At 71.7% G+C, this 10,666-nt stretch carries 10 protein-coding genes; 1 reads left to right on the forward strand and 9 read right to left on the reverse strand.

Annotation, left to right across the window (positions count from 1 at the left end; translation table 11 throughout):
• Window positions 1-232 precede the first annotated feature (232 nt).
• A complete protein-coding gene (locus EJC77_RS20560) occupies window positions 233-847 on the forward strand; it encodes a hypothetical protein (protein WP_164520499.1) in 615 nt (204 codons plus the stop codon).
• 58 nt (window positions 848-905) lie between these two features.
• Here EJC77_RS20560 and xerD read toward each other — a convergent pair whose 3' ends face one another.
• The 9 genes from xerD to EJC77_RS19530 form a co-directional block, all read right to left on the reverse strand.
• Entirely contained in the window at window positions 906-1,886 is a 981-nt protein-coding gene (xerD, locus tag EJC77_RS19490) for a site-specific tyrosine recombinase XerD (RefSeq protein WP_125616766.1), read from the reverse strand.
• Window positions 1,853-2,506 (reverse strand): NUDIX domain-containing protein, encoded by a 654-nt coding sequence (locus EJC77_RS19495; RefSeq protein ID WP_125616736.1) that lies wholly within the window; start codon window positions 2,504-2,506, stop codon window positions 1,853-1,855. The genes xerD and EJC77_RS19495 overlap by 34 nt, the downstream gene beginning before the upstream one ends.
• A 6-nt stretch (window positions 2,507-2,512) precedes the next feature.
• Window positions 2,513-4,219, reverse strand: a complete 1,707-nt coding sequence (locus tag EJC77_RS19500) for a CTP synthase (protein ID WP_125616768.1) — start codon at window positions 4,217-4,219, stop codon at window positions 2,513-2,515.
• 30 nt (window positions 4,220-4,249) lie between these two features.
• Window positions 4,250-5,974, reverse strand: a complete 1,725-nt coding sequence (recN, locus tag EJC77_RS19505) for a DNA repair protein RecN (RefSeq protein ID WP_125616739.1) — start codon at window positions 5,972-5,974, stop codon at window positions 4,250-4,252.
• Window positions 5,971-7,041, reverse strand: a complete 1,071-nt coding sequence (locus EJC77_RS19510; protein ID WP_125616742.1) for an NAD kinase — start codon at window positions 7,039-7,041, stop codon at window positions 5,971-5,973. The genes recN and EJC77_RS19510 overlap by 4 nt, the downstream gene beginning before the upstream one ends.
• Window positions 7,042-7,111: 70 nt before the next feature.
• The gene (locus tag EJC77_RS19515) at window positions 7,112-7,924 is read right to left on the reverse strand and encodes a TlyA family RNA methyltransferase (RefSeq protein ID WP_125616745.1); all 813 of its coding nucleotides are present in this window, start codon (window positions 7,922-7,924) and stop codon (window positions 7,112-7,114) included.
• 1 nt (window position 7,925) lies between these two features.
• A complete protein-coding gene (locus EJC77_RS19520) occupies window positions 7,926-8,177 on the reverse strand; it encodes a hypothetical protein (protein WP_125616748.1) in 252 nt (83 codons plus the stop codon).
• On the reverse strand, window positions 8,174-9,190 hold the full coding sequence (locus EJC77_RS19525; protein WP_125616751.1) for an HAD-IIA family hydrolase: 1,017 nt from the start codon (window positions 9,188-9,190) through the stop codon (window positions 8,174-8,176). Before EJC77_RS19525 ends, EJC77_RS19520 begins: the two co-directional genes overlap by 4 nt.
• The gene (locus tag EJC77_RS19530) at window positions 9,183-10,040 is read right to left on the reverse strand and encodes a hypothetical protein (RefSeq protein WP_240630386.1); all 858 of its coding nucleotides are present in this window, start codon (window positions 10,038-10,040) and stop codon (window positions 9,183-9,185) included. Before EJC77_RS19530 ends, EJC77_RS19525 begins: the two co-directional genes overlap by 8 nt.
• Window positions 10,041-10,666: the final 626 nt, after the last annotated feature.

The following is a 10,666-nucleotide window of genomic DNA, read 5'->3' on the forward strand; positions in this document are numbered from 1 at the left end:
GGCTCCGCCTTCTTGCCCCCACCGACACGCCGAAACCCCGACGTCTTGACACCAGCCCGCCCAGCCTAACTACACGGCATTGAGCCTAGACCCACGCCGCCAAACCCACGCCGCCAGTCGCCACATGGCCCACAGGTGGCAACCAGCGAGGCTGGCTACGCTGAAACGCGGGAACGCGTCGTTCCCTGCGACACCACCGTCTCCGTCACCACCCGAAAGTTGCTGCCGTTCCATGAACAAGCGATACGCCCTCGCCCTCATCCTGCCCGGCTTGGCCCTGGGGGCCGCCGCCTGCTCCCCCGCCCCGGCCACCCCGGCCGCTCCCGCCCCGGCCGCAACGACGCCCGCGCCGGGGGCCGCTTCCGCCGGTTGGGGCCTGGACACGACCGGCGGGGCCGACCGGATCAAGGCGGCGGGGCTGGGCGTGCTGACCGCCGAGGGCACGGCCGAGCACTACCATGCGCACCTTGATGTCTTCGTGAACGGCTTGCACGTCACGGTTCCGGCGGACATCGGCTTCAGCTTCGGTGCCGACGGGCAGCCCGACGGGATCTCCGCCCTGCACACCCATGACACGTCCGGCATCGTTCACATCGAGGCACCCGCGCCCGGCGACACCTACACCCTGGGCCAGGTCCTCACGGAGTGGGGAGTGCTGGGCGGATCCGATGCGACACCCGGCACGGCACAGTCGTCGACCCATGGCTGGAGCGTGTATGTCAATGGAACCCGGCAGCCCGGTGCCGCCACGAACGTCGTCCTGAAGGCGCACGACGAGGTTGTCCTGACCTACGGCACCGCACCGTCGCCGGTCCCGTCGTCCTTCCAGTTCCCGCAGGGCCTGTAGGAGCCCGACAGGCTCGGTTTCGACAGGCTCGGTTTCGACAGGCTCGGTTTCGACAGGCTCAACCACCGAGGGCGCGCGGGTGCGCGGCCGCGTACACCTCGCGCAGCGTGTCCGCCGTGACCAGCGTGTACACCTGCGTGGTCGTCACCGAGGCGTGGCCCAGCAGTTCCTGCACCACGCGCACATCGGCCCCACCCTCGAGCAGGTGCGTGGCGAATGAGTGGCGCAGCGTGTGCGGGGACACGTCCCGCCCGATCTGCGCCTTCTGCGCGGCGGCCTTCAGGATGGCCCAGGCACTCTGCCGGCTGATCCGTCCGCCGCGGACGTTCAGGAACAGGGCCGGGTTGCCCCGGCCCTTCGACGCCAGGGTGCCGCGCCCGCGCACCAGGTACGCCTCCAGCGCCCGCACGGCGTAGGAGCCCACGGGCACCAGACGTTCCTTCGACCCCTTGCCGAACAGGCGCACCACGGCAGGACCGTCGCCCGGGGTGCCGGGCAGCACGATGTCGTCCACGTCCAGTCCCACGGCCTCGCTGATGCGTGCCCCGGTCGAGTACAGGAATTCCAGCATCGCCCGGTCGCGCAGCCCGGTCGGGGTGTCGGAGCCGGCGGCGTCCAGGATCCTGGTGACGTCCGTGACGCTGATGGCCTTGGGCAGGCGGCGGCCCGGCATCGGCGGGTGGACATCGGCGGCCGGGTCCGCCGTCGTCGTCCCCTCCAACGCCCAGAACCGGTGCAGCCCACGCACCGCGACGATGGTGCGCGCCGCGGAGCGCACCCCGAGCGCCGTGCCGCCGTCGGCCCCGTCGGAGAGCGCCTGGGCGAACGCGGTGACATGGTGGCGGGTGACCTCCGCCGGCGTGTTGACGCCCGCGCCGGCCAGGAAGCGCCGGTAGCGGGCCAGGTCGCGCCGGTACGCCTGCAACGTGTTGGCCGCGAGCCCGCGCTCCACGCCGACGTGGTGCAGGTAGTCGGCGACGGCACCGTCCAGTGCTCCGGCGGCGGTCACTGCTGCCGCTGGCTCGGGTGCGCCGGCCAGGGCGCGTGCGCGTCGCGCAGCGCCGAGTAGCCGCCGGCGCGGGCCGCGGAGAGCGCCAGCAGGCCGACGACGGCGGACGGGTTGTGCAGCCGGCCGGCCAGGACCGCGGCGACGGCGTCGTCGAGGTCCACCCACCGGTGCGACATCTCCGCCTCCTCATCGGTGCGCACGTGCCGCTGCGCCTCGGGGACCGCGGAGAGCCCGCGGGCCAGGTAGATGCGGATGGCCTCGCTGGAGGAGCCGGGTGAGGTGAAGAAGTCGCACAGGACGTTCCAGTCGGCGGCGACCAGGTCCGCCTCCTCGGCCAGTTCACGCGCTGCCCCGGCGACGAAATCCTCCCCCTCCACGTCCAGCAGGCCGGCAGGCACCTCCCACAGCTGCATCTGCACGGGGTGGCGGTACTGGTCCAGCAGCAGCACCTGGTCCCGGTCGTTGAGCGCGACGACGGCGACCGCGCCCGGGTGCGCGATGTAGTCCCGGGTCAGCGGCTCGCCGCCCGGGGCGAGCGAGAACGTGTCACTGACCACGTCCCAGATGCGCCCCCTGTACACGGTCGCCGAGGCGTGCAGCGGCAACGGACGGGGCACGTCGGCCAGCAAGGGTGTCTCGGGGGCGCCCATGGTCGTCTAGACCTCCAGCAACCGGGTGCCGTTCTGGCGGTCCAGGGCGGCGGCCACGAGGCCGGTGAACAGCGGGTGCGGCTTGGTCGGCCGGGAGCTGAGCTCCGGGTGCGCCTGGGTGGACACGTAGTACGGGTGGACCTCGCGGGGAAGTTCGACGAACTCCACGAGCTTGCCGTCCGGCGACGTGCCGGAGAACACGAGCCCGGCCGCGGCGATCTGGTCGCGGTACTTGTTGTTGACCTCGTAGCGGTGCCTGTGCCGCTCGGCGACGTCGGTGCGGCCGTAGGTTTCGGCGATGACCGACCCCTCGGCGAGCGTGGCCGGGTACAGGCCCAGGCGCATGGTGCCGCCCAAATCGCCCTTGCCATCGACGATGTCCAGCTGCTCCTGCATCGTGGCGATGACGGGTGTGCCGGACTTCGGGTCGAATTCCGACGACGACGCGCCCGGCAGGCCGGCGACGTTGCGCGAGTACTCGATCACCATGCACTGCAGGCCCAGGCACAGGCCCAGCGTGGGCAGCTGGTTCTCGCGGGCGAACGTCAGCGCACCCAGTTTGCCCTCCAGGCCGCGGATGCCGAAGCCGCCGGGCACGCAGATGCCGTCGACGCCGTCGAGCGCCCGCGCGGCACCCGCGGGGGTGGCGCATTCGTCGGAGGGCACCCAGCGGATCTTGACGCTGGTCTGGTTCGCGAAGCCGCCCGCGCGCAGTGCCTCGGTCACGGACAGGTAGGCGTCCGGCAGGTCGATGTACTTGCCGACGAGCGCGATCTCCACGTGGTGGGCCGGGTTGTGCACGGCCTCCAGCAGCGTGTCCCACGTGGTCCAGTCGACGTCCTTGAACGCCAGGTCGAGGGCGCGCACGATGTACGAGTCCAGGCCCTGGGCGTGCAGGGTCTTGGGGATGTCGTAAATGCTGGGCGCGTCCGGGCAGCCGATGACCGCGTCGATGTCGACGTCGCAGGCGCGGCCGATCTTCTCCAGCATGGCATCCGGCAGGTCCCGGTCGGAGCGCAGGATGATGGCGTCCGGGGCAATGCCGAGGGAACGCAGGGCGGCCACGGAATGCTGCGTGGGCTTCGTCTTCAGCTCATGCGAGGGTCCGATGTATGGGACGAGGGAGACATGGGCGAAGAACACGTTGCTGCGGCCGATGTCCTGGCGCACCTGCCGGGCCGATTCGAGGAACGGCTGGGATTCGATGTCGCCGACCGTGCCGCCGATCTCGGTGATGATGACGTCCGGGGCGTTCTTGCCCTCGGCGGGCAGGCGCATGCGCCGCTTGATCTCGTCGGTGATGTGCGGGATGACCTGCACGGTGTCGCCCAGGTACTCGCCGCGGCGTTCCCTGGCAATGACGGTCGAGTAGACCTGGCCGGTGGTGACGTTGGCGGAGCCCTCGAGGTTCTCGTCGAGGAACCGTTCGTAGTGGCCGATGTCCAGGTCCGTTTCGGCGCCGTCGTCGGTGACGAACACCTCGCCGTGCTGGAACGGGTTCATTGTGCCCGGGTCCACGTTGAGGTAGGGGTCGAGCTTCTGCATTGTGACCGACAGGCCGCGGGCCCGCAGCAGGTGACCGAGGCTCGAGGCCGTCAATCCCTTGCCGAGCGAGGAGGCCACGCCGCCGGTGACGAAGATGTGTTTGGTCGTCGCTGACGGACCACTGAACCGGGAATTTGATCGTTGCACCACGGGATTCGAGCCTATCATCTTGGACGGGTATTTGGTCATTGCGCCGGATCAGGTGGACGGGGTCCGTGCGTCGGCCAGCAGTTCGCGGGCGTGCGCCTGTGCCGTGGCCGAATCCTCCTGCCCGGCCAGCATGCGGGCCAGCTCCACCACCCGCTCCTCCGGCTCGAGCAGGCGCACGTCGCTGGACGTGAAGCCGGCACCCTTGGACACGGGGTGCTTCGTCACCACGATGTGCTGGTCGGCGAACGCGGCGACCTGCGGCAGGTGCGTGACGACGAGCACCTGTACGTGCTTGGCCAGCATGGCCAGGCGGCGCCCGATCTCCACGGCCGCCTTGCCGCCCACCCCGGAGTCGACCTCGTCGAACACGAACGTGGGGACGGGGTCGACGGCGGCGAGCACCACCTCGATGGCCAGCATGACGCGGGAGAGCTCGCCACCGGACGCGCCCTTGCCCAGCGGCCTGGGGGCGGCGCCGGCGTGCGGGCGGAGCAGGAAGGTGATGTCGTCGGCGCCGTGCGGTCCGCGCCCGGCGGGGGCGATCTCGATGACGAGTTTCGCATCCGGCATGGCCAGTGCCGCCAGCTCGTCGCTGACCCGTTTGGACAATTTCGCGGCCGCGGCCCGCCGGTCGCGGGTGAGCTCGGCGCCCAGCGCGTCCAGCGACGTCTCCGCGGCGTCGACCTCGGCGGCCAGCGACTCGATCCGGCCCGAGTCGTCGGAGAGCTCGTCGAGCCGGTGCCGGGACGCGTCCGCCCAGGCCAACACCTCGTCGATGCTCGGGGCGTACTTGCGCACAAGGACGGCCAGGACACCGCGCCGGTCCTCGATCTCGGCCAGCCGGTCCGGCCCCTCCGAGTCGAGGGAGGCGATGTAGCCGGCCAGGTCGCGGGCGATGTCGGCCAGCAGGTAGCCCACCTCGGCGACCCGCTTGGCCGTGTCGGCCAGTTCGGCGTCGGAATCGGCCACGGAGTCGAGCTGCCGGCGGGCCTCGTCGACGAGCGTCGTGGCGTCCGGGGATTCGCTGTAGTCCTCGGCGATGAGCGCCTCATGCGCCGTCTGGGCGGCCAGTCGCAGGCCCTCGACGTTGGCCAGCTTCAGCGACTCGGCCTTGAGCGCCTCGTCCTCACCCGGCTGCGGGTCGGCGTCGTCGATCTCCGCCAGGGCCTGCGTCAACGATTCGGCCTCGCGAAGCCGCTCCCGGCTCGAGGTGCGCAACGCGTCGAGCTCGGCCCGGGCCTGCTGCCAGCGCCGGTACAGGTCCGTGTAGGCCGCCTGCCGCGTGCCGAAGCCGCGTTCCGCCTCGGCGGCGAACTTGTCGAGCGCCTCCCGCTGCGCCGCGGCGCTCTTGAGCCGGATCTGGTCGGACTGCCCGTGCACCACCACGAGCGACTCCCCCAATTCGCCGAGCACGCCGATCGGCGCGCTGCGCCCACCCACGTGGGCGCGGCTGCGCCCGTCGGCACCCACGGTACGCGCCAGGATGAGCTGCGCGCCGCCGTCGTACTCGTCGATCTCGGCACCGGCCTCCAGGGCCCGCGCCAGCGCCGCGTGCCCCGCCGGCAACGCCAGGGTGGCTTCGGCGGAGGCGGACTTGGCGCCGCTGCGCACGGCCCCGGCATCGGCCCGGTTGCCCAGCAGCAGCCCGACGGCGGTCACCACCATGGTCTTGCCCGCGCCGGTTTCGCCGCTGACGACGCTCAGCCCGGGTCCCAGCGGCAGGGTCGACTCGGTGATGACGCCCAGGTCGCGGATGCGGATTTCCTCGATCATGGCGTGCGCGGACCCTCCTGGGTGAAATTGATGCCGGCAAAGTCCTCCCCGTGCAGCAGGCTGCCCAAGTGTTCGCGCCGGGCGGCGTCGGGCGCCGGCACCGGTGCCGCCGGCTTGGGCGCCGGGACGATGGGCAGCTCCGTGGTGGGCGGCACGGCCGGCTCGTTGGACGGCCCGCGCCAACCCTGCACGGGCAGCTCGAACTTGCGCACCAGGCGTTCCGAGAACGGGCTCTGCTGCGTGCGAGCCAACTTCACCGGCCGGGCGGAGCGTTTCACCTCGATGCGGGAGCCGGGCAGCAGGTCGATGGTGCGCCGGCCGTCGCACCAGATGACGCCGTGGGCGCCGTTGCGGGTGAGCACCTCCACGGCCATGGTGGAGGTGGGCGCCACGACCAGCGGGCGGGCGAACAGGGCGTGGGCGCTGATGGGCACCATGAGCAGCGCCTCCACGCCGGGCCAGACGACCGGGCCGCCGGCGGAGAATGCGTAGGCGGTGGAGCCGGTGGGCGTGGCCATGACGACGCCGTCGCAGCCGAAGGAGCTCAACGGCCGCCCGTCCACCTCGGTGACGACCTCGATCATGCGCTCCCGGTTGCCCTTCTCCAGCGCCACCTCGTTCAGCGCCCACGTGTGCGCCACCGTCCGGCCCTGCACCCAGACGGTCACGTCGAGCGTGGTCCGCTCCTCCACCGAATACTGCCGGCGCACCACCCAGTCGACGGTCTGGGCCAGGTCGGCGCGTTCGCTTTCGGCCAGGAACCCCACATGGCCCAGGTTCACGCCCAACAGCGGCAGGTCGTGGTCGCGGACCAGTTCGGCGGCTCGCAGGATGGTCCCGTCGCCGCCGAGCACCATGACGAGTTCGATGTCGGCGAGCGTGGCGTCGCGGTCCAGGATGTCGACGGCCGCGTCCGCCACACCCAGGTACCCGGTCATGTCCGCAAGTTCCTCGGCGTACATGACGGGATTGATGCCCGCGGCATGCAGCTGCACGCACGCCTCCAGCGCGGCGACCATCGATTCCTCGCGCCCCGTGTGGGCGAGGATCAGCACGCGCCTTGGCATTGGACCCTTCTTTCCATCGGTGGGGCTTTCTCCCTGTGACTTATCGGTCTGTCGGTGGACGGTCCCGGTGTTACGGCCGGCCCTGCGGCCATACGTCCGCGAGCACGTGTTCCACGTCCCGCTCCTCGATCATATGCGCCGCCGCCGACGGAATCCGTGTGGCCCACAGGAAGTACTCGACGTTTCCGTCCTGCCCCGGCAAGTCGCTGACGCCCAGTCCGTGCAGCGCCAGGCCATGGTCGACGGCGGCGCGCACCACCTGTTCGACGGCCCGCTTGCGCTCATGGTCGGAGGCGACGACGCCGGTGCGCGCCAGGCGCTCCCGGCCCACCTCGAACTGGGGTTTCACCATGAGCAGCAGGTCCCCGCCCGGGCGTGTCGCCCGGGCGAGCGGTCCGATGACCAGGGTGAGCGAGATGAACGACAGGTCGCAGACGGTCAGGTCCACGGGGCCGCCGATGTCCTCGGCGCTCATATACCGGATGTTCAGGCCCTCGTACACGTCCACGCGGTCGTCGCCACGCAGTTCGGGGACGAGCTGGTCGTGACCGACGTCGACCGCGGCGACGTGCGCGGCCCCCTGGCGCAGCAGCACGTCGGTGAAGCCGCCGGTGGACGCACCGGCGTCGAGGCACCGCCGCCCCGCGACGACGACCTGCGGGAAACGGGCCAGCGCGCCGGCAAGCTTGTGCCCGGCCCGCGACACGTACTCCGGTCCCCCGTCCGCCTCGACGCTCAGATCCGCGCCGGCGGCGATCTGGGCGGCGGCCTTCGTGGCGGGGACGCCGTCAAGGCGCACACGCCCGGCCGCGATCAGTTTCGCCGCATGCGTCCGGGAGCGGGCCAGCTCGCGGGTGACGAGTTCCTGGTCGAGGCGGGCCACCTCAGGCCCCGGTGTCTTCGGGCTCGTGCAGCATCATGTCCTGAGCCGTGTCCTGTTCCATGCCCTGTTCCATGCCCTGTTCCATGCCCTGGGCCATGGCCTGCAGAGGGTCGGCGTCAAGCTCCCGTGCCAGCGCCTCGAGCGCCGTCCCGTACAGTTCGGCGTGCCGGGAGGTGGGCAGGTGGCCGGTGGATTCGGCGTCGGCCAGGATCCGGTCGACCGCCGGGTCCCCCGTGACGTGGTGTCCGGTCACCGCTGCCTCTCTCCCACCGTGCCCCAGGCAATGGTGGGCGCCGCCGCCGCCGCGAGTTCCGGCGTCGAGCTCCACCAGGCCGCACAGGCGGCGCGCCACGCGTCCAGGTCGTCCGCGGCGCCGCCCACGCGCAGCCCGCCATCGACGACGACGGCCATGGCGCCGCCGCACGTGAACGCGTCGCCGTCCCGGCGGACCACCGGGTAGCCGGTGTAGAGGTCGTCGAGCGTGGCCAGCAGGAAGTCCGGGCGTTCGGCCGTGCGGGCCGACAGTGCGGCCAGGGCGGTGTCGACACCCGTGAGCACAAGCGCCGTGGCCATGCCGGCGTTGTTGCCGCCCAGGATGTCGGTGTCCAGCCTGTCGCCGACGACGAGCGGCCGGGTGGCGCCGAGCCGCGCGGCCGCCGTGCGGAACAGCGGCGCCTCCGGCTTGCCGGCGACGAGCGGGTCCACGTCGACGGCCTGCCGCACCGCCCCGACAAGGGAGCCGTTGCCCGGGGCGATGCCACGGTCACGGGGAATGGTCAGGTCCGTGTTCGTGGCCACCCAGGCCGCCCCGCCGTTGATCGCGTACGCGGCCTCGGCCAGGTCGTGCCAGCCCAGATTCGGGTCGAACCCCTGGATGACGACGCCCGGCTTGTCGTCCGCGTGGCCGACGATCTCCATCCCGACGGCCGTGACCTCCCGGCGCAGCGCGTCGCTGCCGATGACCAGCACGCGGGTCCCTTCCGGGAACCGTTCGGCCACGAGGGCCGCGCCGGCCTGGGCGGAGCTGACCACCTGGTCGTCGTCCGCCGGGGCGCCGAGCTCGCGCAGGTGGGCGGCCACCTGCTCCGGCGTCCGGGACGCGTTGTTCGTCACGTAGGCCAGCCCAAGGCCGAGGCCGCCCAGCCGCCGCAGGGCCGCCACGGCGCCGGGGATGGCGTGCGGCCCGGCATAGACCACCCCGTCCAGGTCGGACAGGACCGCGTCAAAGCGGGTGACCAATGCCGTGCCGGCCGGCGTTTCAGTCATCCACGTCCTCTTCGCCGTCCGCTTCATCGTCGTCCGCACTGTATTCGTCGGACTCCGGGTCGTCGGATTCGAAGTAGTCGGACTCGGCGTCGTCGATGTTCGTGTCGGCCGTGCTCGACTCGTCAGCGTTCGTGACGTCCGCCTCGGTGACGGTGCGCGCGGCGGCCGGGGACGCGTCGTCGTCCGTCTCCGCATCCTGGCGGCGTGGGAGCTCCAGCGGTTCGTCGTCACCGTCGGCCAGGTCGATGATGAACGGCTCGGAGTCCTCGCCGATGCCGAGCGCGTTCTCGGCCACGACCGCCTGGTCCTCCCACTTCTTCGCCTCGTCCTTGCGGCCGGCGGCGCTCAGGGCCATGGCGTAGGCGCGGAACAGGCGCGGGCTGAACGAGAAGGCGCGGTTGATGTCGAGCTGCGGGATCTCGAGGACGGCGATGGCGGCGTCGAACTCACCCAAATCACCGCGGGCGCCCGACTCGACGATGGCCAGCTCGACCTTGCCGGCGGTGTCCAGTGAATCGGTGTCCTCGGTGCGGATGAGCTCCAGGGCCCGGTCGGGGCGGCCGAGACCACGTTCGCAGTCCGCCATGAGAGGCAGGTGGTCGTTGGCGCCGCTGATGCGCCGGTAGGTGCGCAGCTCACGCAGCGCCTCACCGTAGTGTTCGGCGGCGTAGGCCGTGATGCCGACGGCCTCGCGGACCGCGGCAAGGCGCCCGCCGCGGCGGCTGGCAGCCAGTGCGTGCTGGAAGGCCAGCTCCGCGTCGATGTCGACATAGCGGCCGGCCATGACCAGGTGCTTGGCCACCCATTCGGCGTTGCGGGTTTCCAGGGTGCGGACCTGGGCGCGGGTCACCTTGTCCAGTTCCTCGCCCGTGACGTCCTCGTCGACCTCGGGCGACCGCTCCCGGTCGGCGCGGTTGGCGCTGCGCAGGTCGGCCGGGTTGCGCGTGGGCGCCGGGCGCTCCTCGCGCGGGCCGCGATCGTGCCTGGGGCCGCGGTTGTCACGGTCGTCCCGGTTGCCCTGTCCGCGGTAGCCGCCCTGGCCCCGGTCATCGCGGTTGCCATAGGAAGGACGGTCGCCGCGACTCTGGTAACCACCCGTGCGGGGACCCCGGTCATCGCGATTGCCATAGGAAGGACGGTCGCCGCGGTCGTTGNATAGGAGGGACGGTCACCACGGTCGTTGAACGGACGGCGTTCGCCGTCACGGGCGCCCTGATAGCCACCTTGCCGGGGTCCACGGTCATCGCGGTTGCCCTGGTAACCACCCGTGCGGGGGCCCCGGTCATCGCGATTGCCATAGGAGGGACGGTCGCCGCGGTCGTTGAACGGACGGCGTTCGCCGTCACGGGCGCCCTGATAACCACCCGTGCGGGGGCCGCGGTCGTCNTCGCCGCGGTCGTTGAACGGGCGCCGCTCACCGTCACGGGCGCCCTGGTAACCACCCGTGCGGGGGCCCCGGTCATCCCGGTTACCCTG

The organism is Specibacter cremeus, from assembly GCF_003946885.1.
Taxonomy (GTDB): domain Bacteria; phylum Actinomycetota; class Actinomycetes; order Actinomycetales; family Micrococcaceae; genus Specibacter; species Specibacter cremeus.

Coding starts and splice junctions, on each gene's coding strand:
- recN (WP_125616739.1), bottom strand. CDS start 5,974: ATGATCGAGGAAATCCGCATCCGCGACCTGGGCGTCATCACCGAGTCG.
- EJC77_RS19525 (WP_125616751.1), bottom strand. CDS start 9,190: ATGACTGAAACGCCGGCCGGCACGGCATTGGTCACCCGCTTTGACGCG.
- EJC77_RS19510 (WP_125616742.1), bottom strand. CDS start 7,041: ATGCCAAGGCGCGTGCTGATCCTCGCCCACACGGGGCGCGAGGAATCG.
- EJC77_RS19495 (WP_125616736.1), bottom strand. CDS start 2,506: ATGGGCGCCCCCGAGACACCCTTGCTGGCCGACGTGCCCCGTCCGTTG.
- EJC77_RS20560 (WP_164520499.1), top strand. CDS start 233: ATGAACAAGCGATACGCCCTCGCCCTCATCCTGCCCGGCTTGGCCCTG.
- EJC77_RS19500 (WP_125616768.1), bottom strand. CDS start 4,219: ATGATAGGCTCGAATCCCGTGGTGCAACGATCAAATTCCCGGTTCAGT.